The sequence below is a fragment of the Virgibacillus tibetensis genome (assembly GCF_036026595.1).
GTDB classification, from domain to species: Bacteria; Bacillota; Bacilli; order Bacillales; family Amphibacillaceae; genus Virgibacillus_P; species Virgibacillus_P tibetensis.
Genome location: NZ_JARZFX010000009.1, coordinates 101,249 through 123,405, shown reverse-complemented (window position 1 = coordinate 123,405; position 22,157 = coordinate 101,249). Strand labels below are relative to the sequence as shown.

The window sequence follows — 22,157 nt, the reverse complement described above, 5'->3', positions numbered from 1 at the left end:
ACTAATGATAGATTTACGAAGTGATACGGTGACAAAGCCAACATCTGAGATGAGACAAGCTGCATACGATGCAGCTGTTGGAGATGATGTTTATAACGAAGATCCTACAATACTTGAGTTAGAAGCACTGGCAGCAGACAAACTAGGCAAAGAAGCTGCAATGTTTGTACCAAGTGGGACACAAGGCAACCAAATTGCTGTATTGACACATTGTGTGTCCGGACAGGAAATAATTTTAGAAGCAGAGTCACATATATATTTTTATGAAGGAGCAGCGATAGCAGCATTTGCAGGTGTTCAGCCTCGAACAATCAGTGGTACTCGTGGGGAAATGGATCCCCTAACAGTTAGGGCTTCCATAAGAGAAGATGATATTCACCAACCAGATACAGGGCTCATTTGCCTTGAGAATACCCATAATCGTTCCGGTGGTACGGCTGTATCTTTAGAAAATATGCAGGAAATATTTGCGCTTTCTCGTGAAGAGAGTATTCCAGTGCACCTGGATGGAGCGAGGTTATTTAATGCATCGATCGCTACAGGTATTGATGTAAAGGAATATGCTGCATATACCGATTCTGTACAATTTTGCCTTTCTAAAGGATTGGGTGCCCCAGTTGGGTCAGTTATTGCAGGATCAGCAAATTTTATCAAAAAGGGCCGCAAATGGCGTAAAAGGTTAGGTGGTGGAATGAGACAAGCTGGAATTATTGCTGCGCCAGGACTAATCGCTTTACGTACAATGGTAGATCGATTAGCAGAAGATCACCAAAATGCAAAGCTATTGGCATCAGGTCTACAAGAAATGGCTGGGTTAGCCGTAGAAAATAATGTAGATACAAATATAGTACTTGTTAATACAAACGAAGCTGGCTACACAGCGAATCAATTTATAGAAATGCTGAAGGCAGAAGGAGTATTAGCTGTTCCATTTGGCCCAACGGTCGTTCGATTCACCACTCATTTTGATGTTTCGACCAAACAAATAGAGGTTGTTCTAGGGAAAATTAATAGGCTGGTTAAGTAAATAGCATATGTAGTAATTATAGAACTTTGTATTTAGCTGAAATACAAGTTCTATTTTTGATTTTGGTAATTTATTTACCAGATTTATAACTAGAAACTAGCTCGTTTACTATAGTCAGTTGGAAAATTTGCCGTTTAGACATAGTTTGAAGGTTATTTGTGATAATTAGGAGGAAGTATAAACATGTTTACGCCTGTTGAAACAAGTAAACCTACTGTTGTATTCTCAAGATTAATGAAGAATGGTTAAATTATTGCTTTGTTACTTCAACCAATGCAACAGCTGTCAGTATGGCTACAAGCAGGCCGGCATGCTTTTACCTCTTATCTATTTTCTCAACTTACGAAGAATTTTCAAATAATTTCAGAAAAGGGGTTGCATTTTTATTTGAAATCGCATAAACTGTACCATAACAAACAAATATTCAATAAACTGTTATATAAAAGGAGGGAATTACAATGACTAAAGAATATGTGTCATGTCCAGAATGTGGATCAAAAGTTGATGCTAAAAGTTATACGATGGAATGTGATTACTGCCTATCTAAGAAAGAAGATTAATTTTTTTGCTTGCATTGTTATATAACAACTTAGTTTTCATTGTCTTGTACTAAAACAATGAGGGTTGAATGTATGACTAATTGTAATTAAGCGTTACAAATTAATAACAACACTTGTTTTGAGGAAATATTAACCGAGCGTTTTAGTCTTTTTAAAAGATATCCTTCATCAGTTTGATGACCGGAACCGGAAATCAGGAGAGTATTACAACAGAGAGTTAACAATGGATAAGAATTGGATTTCTTAAATTAAACTTAATTACACAGAATGAGTTTTTAGAATTTTTGACATAGCCAGTAGGTGGCCAATTAGAAAAAGGAGGAAACGAATAATGACAAATAATCGTGTGCAAAAAATTAATAATGACTGGGAAATAAATGATAGATGGAAAGGTGTTGAAAGACCGTACACTGCTGAAGATGTAGTTCGGTTACGTGGGTCAATTGATATTGAACATACATTGGCAAAGAGAGGAGCCGATAAACTATGGACTCTTGTGAATAGCCCAAACTATGTTAATGCGCTAGGTGCGCTCACCGGAAACCAGGCTGTCCAGCAAGTAAAAGCAGGTTTAAAGGCAATATACTTAAGTGGCTGGCAAGTGGCAGCAGATGCAAATATGGCTGGCCAAATGTATCCAGATCAAAGTTTGTATCCTGTAAATAGTGTGCCAAATGTGGTAAAAAGAATTAATCAGGCTTTGCAGCGTGCAGACCAGATTCATCACGCAGAGGGGAAAAATGATATTGATTGGTTTGCACCAATTGTTGCGGATGCTGAAGCAGGGTTTGGCGGACAATTAAACGTGTTTGAACTAATGAAATCTATGATAGAAGCAGGTGCTTCTGCTGTACATTTTGAAGATCAATTATCTTCGGAAAAAAAGTGTGGTCACCTTGGAGGTAAGGTTTTATTACCGACACAAACAGCTGTTAGAAACCTAATATCGGCCCGATTTGCAGCTGACGTAATGGGGACTTCGACACTTATTATTGCGCGGACAGACGCTAATGCAGCTGACTTGATTACAAGTGATGTTGATCCTATTGATGGTGAATTTATTACTGGCGAACGTACACCCGAAGGTTTCTTTAAAACTAGAGCAGGTATTAATCAGGCAATTGCCAGAGGGCTGGCGTATGCACCATATGCAGATATGGTCTGGTGTGAAACGTCTGAGCCAAACTTGGCGGAGGCTCAACAATTTGCAGATGCTGTTCATGAAAAGTATCCAAATAAATTACTAGCTTATAATTGCTCGCCATCCTTTAATTGGAAGAAGAAATTATCTGATAAAGAGATTGCCAGTTTTCAGAATGAACTAGCAGAGATGGGCTATAAGTTTCAATTTGTAACATTGGCCGGTTTCCATGCACTGAATCATAGTATGTTTGAACTAGCCAGGAGATACAAGGATGAAGGTATGGCGGCATATTCTGAATTGCAGCAGGCAGAGTTCGACAGTGAAGAACATGGTTATAGTGCAACACGCCATCAACGAGAAGTCGGCACAGGTTATTTTGATGAGGTAGCACAAGTAGTCTCCGGTGGAACCTCATCAACCGCAGCATTGGCAGGATCAACAGAAGAGGAACAATTTACGCGCTAACAAATGTAATTAATAGATAAAGTACCAAAATAAGTGTCTGTTCTCTATCAGGGAACAGACACTTATTTAATGAAAATAGAGGTTTAATGTCATATTTGAAATACAATTGTAATATTATCATAATCTCTATGAAATTTAATAGTGATATACTACCAATTACCTAAAAGAAATAAATACATAGAATAAAATATTGATCACGTTCCTGCGATTTATAAATTAAATCGAAGAATTCTACATACATAAAAAGGTTTGCAGGTGTGAAAATGGGAAGCGGGGAAAGAAAGTTGAAGAAGATAATAGTCGCAATAACCGCAGTAGCTGTGGTTAGTTTAGGAAGTCCATTATTCAGTACAACAACCCAGGCAGAAACCGTAGACGCGCTTAAAAGCAGGCAAGCTGAAATAAGAGATGACCGCTCTGAAATAAAGGCAAATCTATCAGAGGCAGAATCAAGTATAGCTGATATATTAATAGACTTAGAAGAATTAAATAAAGAAATAGAACGTGTGAATGATGCTTTAATAGAAAATCAGAAAAAGATAGATGAAACTGAATCGGAAATTGCTGATACAGAAGAAGAAGTAGACGTAATGGAAGAAGAAATTGTTGAATTGGAAGAAGTAATTGAAGCCCGTTATAACATTTTAAAAGAACGAATTGTTTCCTATCAAAGAAATGGCGGGAATATCAGTTATTTGGAAGTAGTATTTGGAGCAAAAGACTTTAGTGACTTTGTTAACCGTGTATCTGCGGTAAATAAAATTGCGGATTCGGATACGAAATTAATGAAAATTCAAGAGCAAGACAAGAAAAAGGTAGAGGAAAAACAGGCTGAAGTCATTGAGAAATTAAATGATTTAAATGAAATGAAGACAGAATTTGCAGGAATGCAAGTACTAATAGAAGAACAAAGAGAGAAGAATGAAGAAAGAAAAGAAACACTGAAAGAAAAGGAAGAGAATTTAATAACATTGAAGAACGAGTTGCAACTTGAAGATAGTAATCTCGCGTTACTGGAATCTCAGGTAAGAGAAAATATAGCAGCAGCAACCAGCCCGGTGGCAGTACAGACAAGTGTCGCCCAATCCCAATCGTCTGGTGATAATGGTGGAAATGTAACTACACTTAGCAGTAAAAAAGAATCTAAACCAGTAGTGTCTAAGACTAGTGGCAGTAATGGCAATGCAATTACTGCGGGTAATAAATATATAGGTAATTCTGTGTATAAATTTGGCGGTGGACGTACAGCATCAGATATTGCTAAAGGACAATTTGATTGTTCTGGTTTTATTGCATGGGCTTACGCACAGGAAGGTATATCTCTTCCGGCATCTACTGCTTCGTTAGTAAACACTGGTACTACTGTGAAACCTAGCAATATGCAACCAGGAGATCTTGTGTTTTTTAACACAAATGGCAGAAATGGACATGCTGGAATTTATGTTGGTGGCGGGAAATTTATTGGATCACAAAGTTCAACAGGGGTAGCAATTGTTGATATGTCCAGTGGTTATTGGGCGAAAAACTTTTCCGGACTTGTAAAACGAGTTAAGTAATAAACAAGAGTAAATACGAATTGAAAAGCCACCCATAGCGGGTGGCTTTTTTTTGAGTGAAAAAAAGTATAGGAGTTTGTAGTTCTTTAAAAAGAAAACTTGTGTGAAAATGAAGTTTAATGTAGTAGAACAGGGGTGAAATACTATATGTTTAACTGACTTTTATAAGCTAGTAGGAAGTTTAAAAATTTTATAATAAGGGAATAAGCCATCGTATTGAAACGACTATAAAATAGTTTCAAAGTTTCAAACCGCAGTACATAGGTTGAAAATACACTTGTGAAAGGATACGTTATGAAAAATAAAAATGCTCTAAAAAATCCCGTGTTTTATGTATCATCTATTGTAGTCTTACTATTAGTTATAATTGGAGCAATTATGCCAGTGAAATTCGGGGCGGTTGCTGAAACTCTATTCAATTTTACTACAACGTCATTTGGTTGGTTTTACTTGTTAGCTGTTTTTATTTTTGTGATATTTTTAGTTGGCTTGTCTTTTAGTAAATATGGAAAGATTCGCCTTGGGCCTGCTGATTCCCAACCTGAATACCCATTTTTCACTTGGATCGGCATGCTCTTTTCTGCTGGATTTGGTGCTGGACTTGTATTCTGGGGAGTGGCAGAACCGATGAGCCACTTCTTTGAAACACCATTTCCCTTAGTAGAAGCGCAAACCGAAGAAGCCGCGCGAATTGCAATGGGCTATGCTTTTTTTCACTGGGGAGTTAGTCAATGGTCGGTTTTTGCTGTAGTCGGTTTAGTTATCGCTTACTTACAGTTTAAAAAAGAAAAGAAAGGTTTAATATCTACTGCGATTGAACCTATTGTCGGGAAGAATAAAATACTGGGAGGAACAATTGATTCACTAGCAGTTATTGCTACCGTGATGGGTGTTGCTACCTCATTAGGCCTTGGCATTTTACAAATGAATGGAGGGCTGAAATCAGTTTTTGATGTACCAAATTCAATTTGGGTTCAAATTATAATCGCTGGTGTAATGCTAATAACATACTTACTGTCGTCAAGTACTGGTTTGAATAAAGGGATTAAATGGTTAAGTAATCTGAACTTAGGCCTTGCTCTTTTACTTCTTGTGTTTGTATTTATTGCCGGCCCTACCGTTTTTATTCTGAACACGTTTGTATTAGGATTAGGAGATTACTTGACAAATTTTGTTCAATACAGTTTACGCTTAACCCCTTATACAGGTGATGTCTGGGTGCGTGATTGGACAATCTTCTACTGGGCTTGGGCTACTGCATGGTCCCCTTTTGTAGGAGCGTTTGTGGCTCGCGTGTCAAGAGGTAGAACAATACGCGAATTTGTATTTGGCGTATTGGTTGTACCGCCGGTCATTGCGTGTTTATGGATTGCAGCACTTGGTGGGACAGCAATTTATAATGATTTGTATAGTGGATCCCAAATAGCAGAAGCTGTAAATGCAGATGTAGCTGTTGCGTTATTTGAAACATATGGCAGCTTGCCATTAACAACAATCATGTCTCTATTATCCATTTTCCTAATCTTTACCTTCCTAGTGACATCAGCTGACTCAGCTACTTATATTTTAGGAAGTATGACGTCACGTGGTAGCCTGAATCCAGCATTAGTAGTGAAGCTTGTTTGGGGTATTTTAATCACAGCAATTGCAGTTGTATTATTGCTTGCAGGTGGATTGGATGCCTTGCAAACAGCATCACTCATATCTGCTTTACCATTCACCGTAATATTGCTGGTGATAGTTGCAGCTTTTCTCCGAATGATTAAAAAGGAGCCAGGTATCAAGGAAGATGATCATAAATAAATAGAACAGCAGCTAAAAGATGAATTTCCTTTGGCTGCCTTTCTTACTAAATAGGAGTATAAAATTTTGGCTGCAATTAATTCTTACAATTAAACAGCCACGTCCGGCTTCGAGGGACGATGTTTTCGGTGGGACGAGCAGTGCGCATTCCCAAGACGTCCTAGTGCCGATGAAGCCACAGGATAAGGAAGGCCGACTAAAACCGGGCTTGTGCTCAGGCGTCGGCATACACGCTAGAGCTGAGCATGCTTTCTTTTACAGCAATTCTAAAAAGGATTGCTGTATTGCTTTTTGGATCAGATTGTTAAAGTGGGAAAAATATGTAATAATAATGGTAATTATCTAAAAATTAGTTTTTGGGGGAAATACGGATGGAAAATATCAATAAAGCGAAACAAGCATTAAACAATGTTATTTATGGCAAAGAAGAAGTGGTGGATTTAATGTTTGTGGCTTTACTTGCACAAGGACATGTTCTGCTTGAAAGTGTTCCTGGGACCGGTAAAACAAAATTGGCTAAAACTTTTGCAAAAGTAATGGATGGTAAATTTAGTAGAGTCCAATTCACACCAGATGTTTTGCCGAGTGACGTTACAGGTATTCGTTTTTTTAATCCAAAGACCCAGGAATTTGAACTCCGGGTGGGTCCCGTGGTTTCAAATGTGCTACTTGCGGATGAGATAAACAGGGCAACACCTAAAACCCAATCCAGTCTGCTTGAGGTTATGGAGGAGTATCAATCAACTATAGATGGGGAAACGATTAGAGTAGATGCTCCATTTATCGTGATTGCTACCCAAAACCCTGTAGAAAGTAATTATGGGACATTTCCATTACCAGAGGCACAATTAGATCGTTTTCTATTTAAACTTGACCTTGGTTATCCATCTATCGAAGAAGAAAGAAATATATTACACACTTACCGTACAAACGACCCTTTTGAAGGGATCAGTGCATCACTATCACTTGAATCTATTCGAACTCTCCAAAGCGAGATTAAGCATGTTACACTATCTGAAGTTGTTTCAGATTACTTATTAGGGCTTATTCATTCATCAAGAGAGCATAATGATGTAGATCTTGGTATCAGTCCTAGGGGGATGCTTGCATTAATGCGTGCGGCTCAAGCACGTGCTTTTCTACTAGATAGAGATTATGTTACGCCGGACGATGTGAAAGTTTTGGTACCGTACATATTTGAACACCGACTTATTTTATCAATGGAAGGATCTATTAAGAAAACCCCTGGTCAAGTAGTGAATGAAATAATTAAAGGCGTACCAGTTCCAGTAGAAGAGGGAGCAGTCAGGGAATGATGTGGCTTAAAGAATTTGGTTCAGATCAAATGAAAAGTTTCGATAATATCGTAGCTGCTTTGGTAGTATTCTTTTTAATCGGAATTATTTTTCAAAATTCTATTGCGTTTATAGGAGTTGGTGTTTTTACGGCCTACTTAATTATTTTTAAAGTATATGACAAGAGTTTAGGTGAAAAGTTAATATTAAAAAATCCAAGGAAAACAATTAAACTATTTCCCGGTGAAGATTCGGACCTTACGTTTGAATTAGAGAATCAATCTGTGTTCCCGTTGATCAATGGTGAGTTTAAATTACAGACAGGACCAGCGATAAAGGCATATGCACATGTGAAAGAAACAGACAATTATTGGAGTCAAATTAAAATTCCATTATCGATATTCCGAAAAAGAAAAACAGTAATAGAAATCCCTGTAGTTGCAGAGCAGCGTGGGGTTTCAAAGGTGAATAATATAACATTTGTATTTCCGCATTTATTTAATTTTGATTCTATTACGTTAAAGTACAAGCATTTCTATTATACGGAATTCGTTGTTTTCCCTAAACTGCTTCCAGTAAAGGGTGTTGAAGCCGTATTTCAGATGATTCCCGGATCAAGCCGGTCAAACTTTTCCCCGTTTGAGGATATCCAAAGTCCTCTAGGCACAAGAGATTATAGTTTTAGCGATCCGTTCCACCGAATTAATTGGAAAGCATCGGTTAAATCTCAAAAGCTGCAAACAAATGTATATGAGAAGGTGGTAGATCGGTCATTTGTTTTTATAGTGAATCTTGGAACAGAGGATAAAATAAATATGGCATCATTTAATCAGAACCTTGAAAATCTCCTCTCTTATACAGCCTACTTGAGTAAGTATGCAACCGAAGCCCGTGTGCCATATGAAATCTTTATTAATGCACGAAAGCCTGGTCCAGAACCATTTATTCATTTGGACGAGGGAGAAGGGAAAAATCATTACGGTCAGTCGTTGGAAATGCTGGCAAGGATTCATAAACAATCGGTTATCCTTCCCTTTAACCAAATGCTTCACCGAATAGGAAAACAATTCTTCAAGCCAAAAACAATTATTCTCATTGGAGAAGTGCCACCTGATGCAATTCAACTGATGGATACATGGAAACAGGCTCAATATGCTGTATTTCAAATAACGAGTATAGAGGATGGGGCAATATTAAATCCTCTTATAAGGGATACGATGACTAATGCAAAATAACCATCCTACATTTACATACGCCTATCACTTTTTAAGTGAGGCAATTATTATCTTCTTAATCGTATTGCCAATCATGCATCATAGTTATGAATGGGTTCCTTATGGGAGCTATTTAGCAATGATTACTGGAATATGTATTGTTTATACGGCAATAACTAGACAATCGACGAATTACTTTTGGTATCTATTAACAATTCCCTTTCTATTTGCTCTTTTCTATCTGCTGAATTACCCGATCATGTTGGCTGTTTTATTTCCGGTTTTATTTGTTTGGAGGTACATTGATATTCGTAAAGAAGAAATAATCAGCAGGGAAAACACCTATATTCTAATTACAGTAATCTTAACAGCGATCATTAGTCTACTCGTTAATGATACTCGAATTATGCTGTATCCCTTCCTGCAATTCATCATTTTAATTATCGGCTATATAACCAGTCATTTAGCTGTCGTACATAAGATGGACCGGAAACAATTTAATAATAAGTTACCTGTTTATTTTATTGGCGTGTTGGCTGTTGGTGCTGGATTATTCTATCTGTTATTTGACGTAACCCGCCTTGCAGTACTGGCTACTTGGCAAGGACTTTTAAATTTATTTGGCAGTGCACTCGGTGGTGTAGCAAACGTACTTAGTTTTCTAGATGTGCAACAGAGAGGATGGCCGGAACAAACACGTGAAGGGGAAGGCTTTGCAGGTGATGGATACTGGAAAGAGTTAGATGAAAAATCCATTATAGAAATGATTGCTCCATATGTGTTAACTATTCTATTAATCACTCTTATCGTATTTGGTGTAATACTTGTCATACTACTGTGGAAAAGACGTTTTAATAAGAAGCTGGATCCCACAGAGACTGATGAAACAATCTCCTATAGTGCGTTAGATGATAAATCGAAGAAAAAACTTTTCTCGCTAGACAGTATGAAACACTTCTTTAAAAAGCCAGATCATCCCATTCGGAAGATGGTTTTAGAATTTGAACGTAAAGCCATAAAGAATAAAAAGGGCAGAAAGCACTATGAAACTATAGAAGATTGGTTTTCCCGAATTGGTATGAATACTGACATTGCTGTCTATCAAAAAGTGAGATATGGGGAAATCCGTGAAATTAGTGAGCGAGATAGAAATGCTTTTAAAGAGCAACTGGATGAAATGAAGGGCAGGCTGGAAGAGAAGGATAGCAGTTGACCATTGTTTAAATTGACGTTATACTTTTCAATAATTGCATAAAGGTTTTCTAGGGTTCCGCAAAACTATTTTGGTCTGGTCCGAGAGAAAACGCACGTACGTGTACACGGAGGGACAAAAGCCCGGGAGGATATCTACTATTTAGATGATATCTTCTCGGGCATTTTTAATTTGCTGATTGAGGTGTTTGTAATGAAAAAGGATTGGAATTTTGTTTTTATAGCTGGATTGTTTGAGATTGGTTGGGTTATTGGTTTAAAGCATTCTTTTAATTTAGGAACATGGCTATTAACTGCTATAGCAATTTATATAAGTATGCACTTACTTATTATCGCTTCAAGAAGATTGCCTGTTGGAACGACATATGCTGTGTTTACGGGAATGGGAACGACAGGGACAGTTATTTTGGAAATTTTAGTATTTGGAGAACCATTCCAACTAGCCAAAGCTTTACTAATTTTACTACTACTATGTGGCGTTATAGGTCTTAAAACAATTACGCCGGGTATCGATCAAGAAGGGGGGCGCCAATAATGGCCTGGGTATTTCTAGTGCTAGCTGGAGCAGGTGAAGTTATAGGGGTTATGGGTATAAATAAAATTAACATGCAAAAAAACGTATCTTCCTTTCTTTATTTATTTGGTGGCTTTATTTTCAGTTTTATTTTTCTTTCTATTGCAATGGAGAGTATTCCAATGGGTACTGCCTATGCAGTCTGGACAGGAATGGGGACAGTTGGAAGTGCACTTGTCGGGATGATTTTTTATCAGGAATCAAGAGATTGGCGCAGGTTATTATTTATTAGTATGGTACTATCTGCCGCGGTAGGATTAAAATTGATATCTTAAGTAAGTTATTATGTTTACAGGTGTGGTAGATAGGATAAATACTAGTAAGCAAATGCTTAATTTTAGTTAAAGGAGTGTCCCTGTTATATGGATTTAAATAAAGAACTGAAGGAAATGGCGAAAATTAGAAAAGACGGCCCAAACAAAGTTTTTACTATGTACTTAAATACAGATCCATCTGATCCTGACCAGCAAGGTGGAAAGTGGAAGATTAACTTTAAAAATGGCATGAGGAATTTCGAGCAATATTTAGAGGAAGATGATAACAAGGAAGAATTAAAAAATTTCCAGTTGGTAAAGAAAAAAGTTGAAAAATTTGTGCACGCAAATGAACTTGAGTTTCTAAAGGGTGTAGTCGTATTTGCTACTGCAGATGAGGAGGTTTGGTTTGCTGATAGAATACAGATGCGTTTAAAGACTGAATTTTTCTGGCAGGAAACCCCTGAATTAGGTCAATTAAAAAAACTCCAAGAGCTTTTTCCTAAATCAGGAATCATCCTAGTCCAACAAAGTGAAGTTAAGATTATTGAATCTTATTTAAATGAAATTCAGGGAACTGATTCCTATGAATTGGATTTAAATACCGATGATTGGCGACAAAAATTAGGACCACGTAAAGGGAATACAGCAATGGGCCCAGGTTCCACCAACTTACAGAAAGATAATTTTGAAGCGCGTTATGAAGCTAATCAACAGCGTTGGTATAAAAAAATAGCACCTAAGCTAGATAGGCGCGCGAAAGAGAATAACTGGGAAAAAATCTATATTGTAGGCGAAGCCGATTCTTCCAATGAGTTAAAAAAACAAATGAACAAACCAGTTGATGAGGTAATTCAGAAGAATATGCTGGATCATGAAGAAACAAAAGTGCTCCAGGAAGTGTTTGGATAATAATGAAAAGAGCTTGAGAGAGGTTCTCAAGCTCTTTTAAAATTAATAGTGACCTAATCCGCTATCAGGTGTTTGAATAATAACAGGGTTTTTGGCTGGGTCTATCCAATTAAGTATAGAGATCATATTTGACTGGGAGACCCCAGTACAGCCAAGTGTATGGCCATTGGCTATATGGAAAAATATAGCACTTCCCTTTCCTGCAACTCGCTCAGTATTATAATTAATTACAAACCCGTGCGTATAAAGTTCAATATCCATGTTCTCTGCACTATTCCATTGATCATTTGTTTTCTCCTTCGATTGCCATGAATTATACAAAACAGAGTTTGAATCATCTACCCAGACGTCGTCAGCAGTAATTGCTTTATAAGGTAATTTCGTACCAGGATTTCCAGCTCGTCCAAAGGCTGTACCAATACTGTATTTTCCAGTTGGGCTCTTCCCGTCACCTTCTACTTTAGAATCAGCAAAGCCGTTTTTACCGATAAATCCAGGTACATTTAAAACTTGCTGCCATTTACCTGAGCCATCTCTTTCAAATGTTTGGATAGTTGCTCTGCTTGTCCCATACCCATTGCTCGTAACTAGTATAAGTTGGTTATTCCCGTCGACGGAATGAAGTTTATCAGCATCATTTTTCACTATTGGTTGGGGGTTATTGTCTTTATCCTCAGTAGTAGAAGTCTTATTGGTTGATTCCTTCTCTTTATTTTCTGTTTCCATGGTTTTCTTTTTCGTCTCTGAAGAACTAGTATTACTCGTTTCTATAATTGTTTTATCATCCGAAAGGTATTTACTATTAACATAACCTGCAATGTCATTGACCCGAATTTTAACCCAACCATTATCGGTATTTGTGTTTTCGGCTTCTATGGTCTGATTAATTGTTAATACGTCAATAACACTACTTTGCGCATTAGGATCCGTCCTAACGTTTAATGAAGAAACGTTCACGTATTTATTTGTAAAAGTTACCTCATTTTCTTGTTCTTTTATATTTTCTTTGTTCTTTCTTAATTCTTCTGATTTATTCTCAGGCTCCTTATCGGCTTCTTTCTTATCAACATGTAATTCATCAGGTCGATCTATTTTGTCCTCTTCTACATCAGTTTTTTCTTCTTTATCATCTAGTTTATCCTGTTCGATATAAGAATCCTTTTGTACAGTTTCTGTGTGATTGGTGAATCTATCCTGCATAATAATTATAAATAAAATAAATGCAGTCAGCGTAAGCGCAAGAATTCCATAAATGATTCCTCTTTTTTTAAAAAGCAAACTTATCCTCCTCCTACTTTGTCCCTATGTATAAAGGTAGTATACATGAAAAGAAGAAATTTTTGGAGAATAATGGATTAGTTATTATAGAATATACAAAATACTAACGACAATTAATAATGACACGAAGGTAGAGCTTATAACATAGTGTAATGCTGTAACATATCTCTTTTCTAAAATCAATTGGAGCGTTTCATTTCCAAAGGTAGAAAAAGTAGTATAGGCACCACAAAATCCAATACCCATTAAGATCCACAGCCATTCTGGAGTGATTCCTGTTTGGTGAAAATGAAAAGTAAAGGCAAATAATCCAGATCCAGTAACATTGGCTATCCATGTTCCAATAAGGCGCCTATCCGTATTAACAGCCACGTAATATCTAACGAAACTTCCTAGAAAGCCACCAATTGCTACAAGCAGAATATTCATTGGATGACCTTCTTTTTATTTAAAGCAAATTTGTAACCACCGTAGCAACAGGTTAAACCACCGGCTATACTAATAAGTATGTAACTAATTGCTATAAAGGCGCTTGTACTCCATAGCTCCACAGTTTCAACCGCAAAAGTGGAGAAGGTAGTAAAAGCACCAATTATACCAATGCTAAGCGATGCAAAGATTATAGGTGAAAGCTTTTTCTTAATTGCATTATGGTTTAATAAAAAGCTGAGTAGAAAACAGCCGATTAAATTAGCCGTTAAAGTAGCATATGGAAAACCATAACCACCAGCCCATAAAGTGGAAATGCTATATCGTCCTACTGCGCCTAGCATCCCACCGATACCAATTGCTATATATATTTTTAACTCTTTATTCAATTTCATGCTAATTGACATCCAGGGCAACGACCATAAATTTCGAATTTATGACCCTCAATTGCGTAGTTTGCCAGAGCATGATGAACCTCATCCATAGGACAGACAGAAATTTCTTTTGTTTTACCACAATCATTACATATGAAATGATGGTGGTGGTGCCGTGAGCAATTCATACGAAAAAGTCTCTCGCCATTTAATTCAGTAGTTTCCAGAATACCAACTTCATTGTAGAGATATAAATTCCGGTACACTGTATCAAAGCTTATTCCTTCATAGCTTAATTCTAAGTGCTGAATTAAGTCCTTTGCACTGCGATAACCATCTGCATCTTCAAAATACACCAGTATTTCCTTTCGTTTTCCAGTAGCTTTATAACCTTTTTCTTTTAAAAGCTTTATTGCATCCTCTATATTCATTCAGCTTCACCCACTTTTCTCGAAGATAAATTAAACCGTTTTACACTAATAGACAATAGTAAAATGATAATAGAGACCATAACTATCGTACCCCCAGGTGGAATACTTAGATAATAACCGGATATTAAACCTATAATAACAGCTGCCTCACCAAACACAATAGATAAAAACATCATTTGTTTAAACCCCTTAGCCAACCGCATACTAGCAGCGACAGGCAGAGTCATTAATGCTGATACTAGCAGGACACCAACGATTCGTATAGACGCAGCAATAACTAAAGCAGTTAATACTATAAAGAGTAAATGAATTCGTTTTGAATGAATGCCAGATATCGCAGCATGTTCTTCATCAAATGAAAGAGTAAATAATTCCTTATAAAATAAGCCAATAACCAGGATGATAAAAATGGATATTCCTGCTATTGTATAAAGATCGTTTTGGCTAACTGCAGAAACGGAACCGAATAAGTAGTTAAACAGCTCTGTATTAAAACCATCCGCAAATGATATGAAGATAACACTTAATCCTACACCACCTGAAAGGATAATCGGTATAGCGAGCTCTTGATAAGCTTTGTATACACCACGAAGTTTCTCTATGAAAACTGATCCGAGAACGGAAAAGGCCATCCCACTATAGATGGGCGAAATAAATGTTACAGCGTACTTTTTTTCAAGCATTAATCCGAAGGCAATTCCAGCTAACGTTACATGGGACAGCGCATCAGCTATTAAGGAAAGTCTTCTTACTACAATAAATGTCCCAAGTAATGGGGCGATAATTCCAATTAATAGTCCAGTTAAAAAGGTATTACGCAAAAAATCGTATTCAAAAAAATCTGCTAGCATATGATTGCCTCCAACATTAATGATCGTGTGTAACTATGTTTACAGGATGACCATAAAATTCCGATAAGTCTTTTTCTGTAAGTGATGTGTATTCTTCGGGTTTACCGTGAAAATGGAGGGTTTTGTTTAAACAGACTATATCCGTTGCATGCTCAGTCATCGTACCAGTATCATGTGACACTAATAATAGTGTAATATTACGTTCATTGTTTAACTGATGCAGTAATTCATAAAACCGTTTTACATTTTCATAATCCACTCCAACAGTGGGCTCGTCCAAAATTAGTAACTCTGGATCACTCACTAAGGAGCGTGCTATAAATACCCGCTGTTGCTGGCCACCAGATAAGTTTCCGATATTCTGATAGGTATAATCGAGCATGTCAACTTGTTTAAGTGCATGCAGTATTTTCGCTTTATGTTTTTTGTTAAGAAATTTTAAATAACCTATCTTGGCAGTTAAGCCCATGGAGACTACTTCAAATACAGTTGCTGGAAAGCCTTTATTAAATGAATTTGCTTTCTGTGAGACGAATCCAACATTATCCCATTCATCATATTTCTCGAATGGCTTATCAAATAGTTCAATGGAACCTTCATCTGGTTTTAATAAACCAAGTATGAGTTTTATCAAGGTTGTTTTTCCACCGCCATTAGGACCAACCAATCCCATAAAGGATCCACGCGGTATTTCAAAGTTTATATGATCCAATACGCATTTTTGTTCATAGGAAAAACTAATATTTTTCATGGTAACAACCGGTTCTGTCATAATTACGCTCCTTTTAAAGATCAATCAATGGAACTGCATAAGCAATTATTTCATTGCCTTGTCAAGCACTTCCAGATTATCGTTCATTAAAGACATATAATCCTTTTCTTCTTCTAAATCCTCTTTTGTTAGAACGGATAGGTTATGAATTGTTAATGTTTCAGCACCAATTTGATCTTGAATAATCTCGGACACACGATTTGAACTGTTTTGTTCAAAAATAATATAGTCTAAGTTATGTTCTCTTGCTTGATCAATAATTTCAGTTAACTGTTTTTGTGATGGTTCACTGCTAGATGATAAACCATTAATCGCAAGTTGCTCAATCCCGTAACGTTCTTCCCAATAACCGTATGCTGCATGTGATACAAGGATATGTTTATTGTTCTTCATGTTTATTATTTCAGCAAAACTTTCATCTAATATAACTAAATCTGACTTTAATGAAGTAAAGTTTTCATTGTATTGAGCTTCTTCTTCTGGGTTTAATGAAATAAGTTCTTCTTTAATCATCTCTGCTAGTTCTATCATACGCAATGGGTCCAGCCAAATATGCGGATCATGATCGCCGTGGTTGTGTTCATCGTCAGTTTGCTCATCTTCATGCTCATCTTCATGGTTATCGGAGTCGTCATCGTGCCCGTTTTTGTGATCAGAGACTTCCTCAGCATGAAATAACTCATCGTTTTCTCCTATTTCAAGCAACTGTACATCTTGAGAGGAAAGGGCATTGGCAGCACTCTCTGCAAAACCTTCCATTCCAGCACCTAAATAAATAAATGCATCGCTTTTAGCAATTGACGTAATGTCCTTAGAAGTAGGTTCATACGTATGTGCATCTACCCCAGGCGGGTATACCGTATTTACTGAAACACTGTCTCCACCGATTTGCTCTACCGCATATTGTATGGGGTAGATTGATGTATATATTGTTAACGCTTCGGAGTTATTCGTTGAAGTCTGGTCTGCTGATGAACACCCTGTTGAAATAACTGCAATTACCGAACCAAGTATAAGTACTTTTAAAAAATTCACCTTCTGATTCCTCCCGACAAATATCTCTATTTATAATACCGTAATCGTTACGTTTTGTAAATAGGAATGATTACGCCTGTTGATCAATCCTTTCATTAGTAGGTGTACAAAATATATTTCTACAAAAAATGATATTCCTTTTACAGAAAAGATGATAAAATAGAGATGTTGCAAAACATATATTTATAGAAAACATTTTTTTATTTGGGGGTAATTAGCGTGGAACAGCTTATGCGTAACTTCTTTTTGTTTTTATCGAAAAATAAAACGCTTACAAAATTAGCGAAAAAATACGGGCTTCGTTTTGGTGCTGCTCGTTTTGTTGCTGGCATCGATATTGATCATGCAGCAGAGAAGATTAAAGAGATTAATAGGGATGGATTTGTTGTTACGGTAGATCACTTAGGTGAATTTAACGACAATGAAAAAGAGGCAATAGAATCTGCAGATGAGTGTATACATGCAATAGAAGTTATTGCAGAAAAGGGACTCGATTCTGAGTTATCTTTAAAGATGACTTCAATGGGCTTGGATATTTCGTATGATCTCGTTATGAAAAATATGCGCAGAATCCTTGATGCCGGCAGGAAGCACAATGTTACAGTAACGATAGATATGGAAGATTTTGAACGTTACCAAAAGACGTTGAATATATTTAAAGAGTTAAAAAAAGAATACGATAATCTGGGAACAGTTCTGCAAGCATATTTATATCGAGTAGAAGAGGACTTGCAGGATCTTAATGAATACAATCCGTACTTAAGACTTGTAAAAGGTGCGTATAAAGAATCACCAGAAGTAGCTTTCCCTGAAAAGAAAGACGTTGATGAAAATTATAAGAAGATTATCAAGATGAATTTATTGAATGGTAATTATACAGCGATCGCTACACATGACGATGCAGTTATCGAATATACGAAACAATTGGAGAAAGAGCATGATATACCTCGTGAGCAATTTGAGTTTCAAATGCTATTTGGAATCAGACTGGAATTACAAAAGAGGCTTGTTGAAGAAGGCTATAAAATGCGTGTTTATGTTCCCTACGGAAAAGATTGGTACGGCTATAATATGCGCCGGTTAGCTGAACGTCCAGCAAATGTATTATTTGTGCTGAAGGGTATCTTTAAAAAATAAGGGATAATAAGCGATCGATCTTGCTGGTTTGATCGCTTATTTTATAAAAGTTTCTCATATATATTGCGAAATGTCAGAAATTAATTTATAGTAGTATGTAGACGGATAGGTAACTATCTTTTATTTTTACCTTAAAAATGAATGAGTATTCATTCAAATGAAGATTGGGGGACAAAACATGATGCATTCAATCAAGCGCGCAGCTGTTTTAGGCTCAGGTGTAATGGGGTCTGGGATCGCTGCCCACTTGGGTAATCTAGGTATACCAACGATCATGCTCGATATTGTACCACGTGAACTAACGAAAGATGAGCACAAGAAGGGTTTAACCCTGGAGGACCCAGCTGTACGAAATCGTATGGCGGAACAAAGTAAAAAGGCTTTATTAAAACAGAAGCCAACACCAATTACAACCACGAAAAGTCTCGATTTAATCGAGGTAGGTAATATGGAAGATGACATGGAAAAACTAAAAGACGTTGACTGGATCATTGAAGTAGTCGTAGAAAACTTGGATGTTAAGAAGAAAGTATTTGCCAACGTTGATAAATACCGTAAAGAAGGAGCAATTGTAAGTTCCAACACATCAGGTATTTCGGTAGAGGATATGGCAGCCGATTGTTCGGAGGATTTCCAAAGGCATTTTCTTGGAACTCACTTTTTCAACCCGCCACGCTATTTAAAATTGCTTGAAGTAATTCCAACGAAGACTACCGACCCAGAAGTACTAGAATTTATGAAAACCTTCGGTGAAGATATTTTAGGGAAAGGTGTAGTTGAGGCAAAAGATACACCAAACTTTATTGCTAATCGTATTGGAACTTACGGATTACTTGTTACCGTTAGAGAAATGTTAAAAGGCGGGTACAGTATTGGTGAAGTAGATTCTGTTACCGGTCCCATGATAGGTAGGCCAAAGAGCGCTACCTTCCGCACGCTTGATGTAGTTGGTTTAGATACATTTATCCATGTGGCAAAGAATGTATATGATCACGTTGATGGGAAAGAAAAAGAAGTATTTGATGTGCCAGATTTCATGAAAAAAATGCAGGCAAATGGTTGGTTAGGTTCAAAGAGTGGCCAAGGATTTTTCCTGAAGAAAAAAGGGGAAAATGGTAGTACAATCTATGAATTAAATCCTGAAACACTAGAATACGAGGATCGTAAAAAACTGAAAACTGCTGCAACTGAAATGGCGAAACAGGAAAAAGGCTCTCGCCGTAAATTGAAAGCGCTTGTATCAGCTAAAGGAGATAAAGCAGGCGATCTCGTTTGGTCGATCTTGAAGCCAGTACTAATCTACTCTGCTGATTTACTTGGCGAAATTGCTGATGATGTTGTATCCATTGACCAGGCGATGAAATGGGGATTTGGTTGGGAAACAGGGCCATTTGAAACTTGGGATGCAATAGGTGTGAAGAAATCAGTTGAACGCATGCAAGCAGAAGGTGAAGTTGTACCAGAATGGGTGCTTAAGTTAATTGAAGATGGGAATGACTCGTTCTATAAAAAAGAAAATGGCAATGTTTATTACTATGACCAGGGTCAATATAAACAACAGAATTTCAATAAGAAAGAAATAAACCTAAAGCACTTAAAAGAGGTTAATGGGGTCATTAAGAAAAACACCGGCGCAAGTTTAATAGACTTGGGAGATGGTGTAGCGGGGCTTGAGTTCCATTCACAAAGTAATGCAATCGGACTTGACATCATGCAGATGGTTAATTTTGCGATTGAAGAAGTTGATAAGAATTATAAAGGGCTTGTAATTGGAAACCAAGGTAAGAACTTCTGTGTTGGTGCCAATCTTGCAATGATGCTAATGGAAGCTCAGGACGACAACTTCTTTGAACTCGATATGGTCATTCGCCAGTTCCAAAACATGGCAATGAATATTAAGTATTCTAATAAGCCGGTTGTTGTAGCACCATTTAATATGACGTTAGGTGGGGGAGCTGAAGTTTCATTACCTGCAGCTGCAATCCAAGCGTCCCCAGAAACTTACATGGGACTTGTTGAATTTGGTGTCGGCCTAATCCCGGGCGGTGGTGGAACGAAAGAACTTTACTTGAAAGAGCTTCGTAATCTGCCAAACGGTGTTAATTTCGATTTAACAAAAGTAGCGAATGATGTATTTGAAAAAGTAGCAATGGCAAAAGTATCAACGTCAGCTGCAGAAGCAAGAGAAAATGGCTTTTTAGATAAGAACGACACAATAAGTGCAAATCCAGATCATCTTCTACATGATGCAAAGGAAAAAGTATTAGCACTAGCTAAAGCTGGGTATCAAGCACCTAAGCGTGAATTAATTCCAGTTGTAGGAGACGCCGGTTATGCTGCTATGCTTCTAGGTGCTAAAACATTGAAATTTGGTGGATTTGCATCTGATCATGATGTGAAAATTGCTGAAAAGCTGGCTTATGTTTTATCAGGTGGACGTATTAAAGAAGGAACGTTAATTGATGAGCAAGTAATGCTTGATTTAGAACGTGAAGCATTCTTGAGTTTAATCGGCGAACCACTAACTCAGGCAAGAATGCAACACATGCTAGTAAAAGGAAAACCGTTACGTAATTAATCAAAGAGGGGGAAGAAATGTGAAGGAAGCAGTAATTGTTGCAGGTGCAAGAACCCCTGTAGGAAGAGCAAATAAAGGATCGCTAGCTGGCAGTAGACCAGATGATTTAGCAGCAATAACAATACAAGAGACATTAAAGCGTGCAGGGAATTATGATGGTAATATTGACGATGTTATTATCGGGTGTGCAATGCCAGAAGCGGAGCAAGGCATGAATATGGCGCGTAATATTGCTGGACTTGCAGGCCTTAAAAATGATGTGCCAGGTATTACAATTAATCGCTACTGCTCTTCAGGCTTGCAAAGTATCGCCTATGCAGCAGAAAGAATCATGGTTGGGGCTAGTGATTCGATTATAGCAGGTGGTGCGGAGTCTATGAGTTTAATCCCAATGGGTGGCCATGTTATCAAGCCAAATACTAGACTTGTTCAAGATGCACCAGGTTACTACATGGGAATGGGTCATACAGCAGAGGAAGTAGCCAATCGCTTTAATATCTCACGTGCTGATCAGGACGCATTTGCAGTACGAAGTCACGAACGTGCTGCTAAAGCAATACACGAAGGCAAGTTTAAGGACGAAATTGTTCCTGTTGAAGTTACACAACGAATAATTGGCAAAAACAATAAAGTTGAAGAAAAGAAATTTATGTTTGAAATGGATGAAGGTGTGAGACCTGGTACAACAACAGACGTTCTAGGGAAACTTCGCCCAGCATTTCATGTACAAGGATCAGTAACAGCAGGTAACTCTTCCCAGATGAGTGATGGAGCTGCATCTGTCCTTCTCATGGATCGTGAGAGGGCTGAGGCAGCAGGTTTAACACCTCTTGTAAAATTCCGCTCATTTGCTGTTGCAGGTGTAGAACCTGAAATTATGGGTGTAGGTCCTGTGGAAGCGATACCTAAAGCTCTTAAAATCGCAGGGCTTGAATTATCCGATATTGGATTATTTGAGTTAAATGAAGCATTTGCATCCCAATCCGTACGCGTAATTCAGGCACTGGATTTAGATCCAACTATAGTTAATGTAAATGGTGGTGCAATCGCACTTGGTCATCCACTTGGAATGACTGGTACCAAATTAACACTAAGTCTTATGCATGAAATGAAACGCAGAAACGTACAATACGGTGTTGTGACAATGTGTATTGGAGGCGGCATGGGAGCTGCAGGCGTTTTTGAACTACTATAATCTATAAATCTACTAATAAGCTCATTACATTAGTAGATTAACTAATCCATTTTGGAAGGGA

At 37.4% G+C, this 22,157-nt stretch carries 20 protein-coding genes and 1 riboswitch; of the genes, 13 read left to right on the top strand and 7 right to left on the bottom strand.

Annotated elements, in window-relative coordinates:
• The first annotated feature begins 4 nt into the window (after window positions 1-4).
• The 10 genes from ltaE (at window position 5) to QGM71_RS15875 (ending at window position 12,016) form a co-directional block, all read left to right on the top strand.
• Complete coding sequence (ltaE, locus tag QGM71_RS15920) at window positions 5-1,027, top strand: low-specificity L-threonine aldolase (RefSeq protein WP_327608554.1); 1,023 nt, start codon at window positions 5-7, stop codon at window positions 1,025-1,027.
• 891 nt (window positions 1,028-1,918) lie between these two features.
• On the top strand, window positions 1,919-3,196 hold the full coding sequence (gene aceA, locus QGM71_RS15915) for an isocitrate lyase (protein ID WP_327608553.1): 1,278 nt from the start codon (window positions 1,919-1,921) through the stop codon (window positions 3,194-3,196).
• 284 nt (window positions 3,197-3,480) lie between these two features.
• Window positions 3,481-4,752, top strand: a complete 1,272-nt coding sequence (locus tag QGM71_RS15910; protein WP_327608552.1) for a C40 family peptidase — start codon at window positions 3,481-3,483, stop codon at window positions 4,750-4,752.
• Window positions 4,753-5,046: 294 nt separating this feature from the next.
• Complete coding sequence (locus QGM71_RS15905) at window positions 5,047-6,555, top strand: BCCT family transporter (protein WP_327608551.1); 1,509 nt, start codon at window positions 5,047-5,049, stop codon at window positions 6,553-6,555.
• Window positions 6,556-6,926: 371 nt separating this feature from the next.
• Window positions 6,927-7,871, top strand: coding sequence for an AAA family ATPase (locus QGM71_RS15900; protein WP_327608550.1), 945 nt, complete (start codon window positions 6,927-6,929; stop codon window positions 7,869-7,871).
• The gene (locus tag QGM71_RS15895; protein WP_327608549.1) at window positions 7,868-9,085 is read left to right on the top strand and encodes a DUF58 domain-containing protein; all 1,218 of its coding nucleotides are present in this window, start codon (window positions 7,868-7,870) and stop codon (window positions 9,083-9,085) included. Before QGM71_RS15900 ends, QGM71_RS15895 begins: the two co-directional genes overlap by 4 nt.
• Complete coding sequence (locus tag QGM71_RS15890) at window positions 9,075-10,277, top strand: hypothetical protein (RefSeq protein ID WP_327608548.1); 1,203 nt, start codon at window positions 9,075-9,077, stop codon at window positions 10,275-10,277. Before QGM71_RS15895 ends, QGM71_RS15890 begins: the two co-directional genes overlap by 11 nt.
• 38 nt (window positions 10,278-10,315) lie before the next feature.
• Window positions 10,316-10,408, top strand: a riboswitch (guanidine-I (ykkC/yxkD leader).
• A 61-nt stretch (window positions 10,409-10,469) separates the two neighbouring features.
• Window positions 10,470-10,811: a DMT family transporter gene (locus QGM71_RS15885; protein WP_327608547.1), complete on the top strand. Its 342-nt coding sequence runs from the start codon at window positions 10,470-10,472 to the stop codon at window positions 10,809-10,811.
• Window positions 10,811-11,125 carry a DMT family transporter gene (locus QGM71_RS15880; RefSeq protein WP_327608546.1) on the top strand — a complete coding sequence of 105 codons (315 nt, stop codon included), beginning with the start codon at window positions 10,811-10,813 and terminating at the stop codon, window positions 11,123-11,125. Before QGM71_RS15885 ends, QGM71_RS15880 begins: the two co-directional genes overlap by 1 nt.
• A gap of 87 nt (window positions 11,126-11,212) precedes the next feature.
• The gene (locus QGM71_RS15875; protein WP_327608545.1) at window positions 11,213-12,016 is read left to right on the top strand and encodes a VLRF1 family aeRF1-type release factor; all 804 of its coding nucleotides are present in this window, start codon (window positions 11,213-11,215) and stop codon (window positions 12,014-12,016) included.
• A gap of 42 nt (window positions 12,017-12,058) precedes the next feature.
• On the opposite strand, the gene QGM71_RS15870 is transcribed toward QGM71_RS15875, so the two are convergent.
• The 7 genes from QGM71_RS15870 to QGM71_RS15840 all read right to left on the bottom strand — a co-directional run bounded on the left by QGM71_RS15870 (window position 12,059) and on the right by QGM71_RS15840 (window position 17,186).
• Window positions 12,059-13,294 (bottom strand): SH3 domain-containing protein, encoded by a 1,236-nt coding sequence (locus QGM71_RS15870; protein ID WP_327608544.1) that lies wholly within the window; start codon window positions 13,292-13,294, stop codon window positions 12,059-12,061.
• Between the two features lie 84 nt (window positions 13,295-13,378).
• Window positions 13,379-13,723, bottom strand: a complete 345-nt coding sequence (locus QGM71_RS15865; protein ID WP_327608543.1) for a fluoride efflux transporter FluC — start codon at window positions 13,721-13,723, stop codon at window positions 13,379-13,381.
• On the bottom strand, window positions 13,720-14,118 hold the full coding sequence (gene crcB, locus QGM71_RS15860) for a fluoride efflux transporter CrcB (protein WP_327608542.1): 399 nt from the start codon (window positions 14,116-14,118) through the stop codon (window positions 13,720-13,722). The genes QGM71_RS15865 and crcB overlap by 4 nt, the downstream gene beginning before the upstream one ends.
• On the bottom strand, window positions 14,115-14,528 hold the full coding sequence (locus QGM71_RS15855; protein ID WP_327608541.1) for a Fur family transcriptional regulator: 414 nt from the start codon (window positions 14,526-14,528) through the stop codon (window positions 14,115-14,117). Before QGM71_RS15855 ends, crcB begins: the two co-directional genes overlap by 4 nt.
• Window positions 14,525-15,379: a metal ABC transporter permease gene (locus QGM71_RS15850; RefSeq protein ID WP_327608540.1), complete on the bottom strand. Its 855-nt coding sequence runs from the start codon at window positions 15,377-15,379 to the stop codon at window positions 14,525-14,527. The genes QGM71_RS15855 and QGM71_RS15850 overlap by 4 nt, the downstream gene beginning before the upstream one ends.
• 16 nt (window positions 15,380-15,395) lie before the next feature.
• Window positions 15,396-16,151 (bottom strand): metal ABC transporter ATP-binding protein, encoded by a 756-nt coding sequence (locus tag QGM71_RS15845; RefSeq protein WP_327608539.1) that lies wholly within the window; start codon window positions 16,149-16,151, stop codon window positions 15,396-15,398.
• Window positions 16,152-16,196: 45 nt separating this feature from the next.
• Window positions 16,197-17,186 (bottom strand): metal ABC transporter solute-binding protein, Zn/Mn family, encoded by a 990-nt coding sequence (locus QGM71_RS15840; RefSeq protein ID WP_327608538.1) that lies wholly within the window; start codon window positions 17,184-17,186, stop codon window positions 16,197-16,199.
• Window positions 17,187-17,405: 219 nt separating this feature from the next.
• Between QGM71_RS15840 and QGM71_RS15835 the strand changes: the two genes are divergently transcribed.
• The 3 genes from QGM71_RS15835 (at window position 17,406) to QGM71_RS15825 (ending at window position 22,096) form a co-directional block, all read left to right on the top strand.
• On the top strand, window positions 17,406-18,323 hold the full coding sequence (locus QGM71_RS15835) for a proline dehydrogenase (RefSeq protein ID WP_327608537.1): 918 nt from the start codon (window positions 17,406-17,408) through the stop codon (window positions 18,321-18,323).
• Between the two features lie 178 nt (window positions 18,324-18,501).
• A complete protein-coding gene (locus tag QGM71_RS15830) occupies window positions 18,502-20,901 on the top strand; it encodes a 3-hydroxyacyl-CoA dehydrogenase/enoyl-CoA hydratase family protein (RefSeq protein ID WP_327608536.1) in 2,400 nt (799 codons plus the stop codon).
• Between the two features lie 19 nt (window positions 20,902-20,920).
• Window positions 20,921-22,096: an acetyl-CoA C-acetyltransferase gene (locus tag QGM71_RS15825; RefSeq protein ID WP_327608535.1), complete on the top strand. Its 1,176-nt coding sequence runs from the start codon at window positions 20,921-20,923 to the stop codon at window positions 22,094-22,096.
• The last annotated feature ends 61 nt before the right edge of the window (window positions 22,097-22,157 follow it).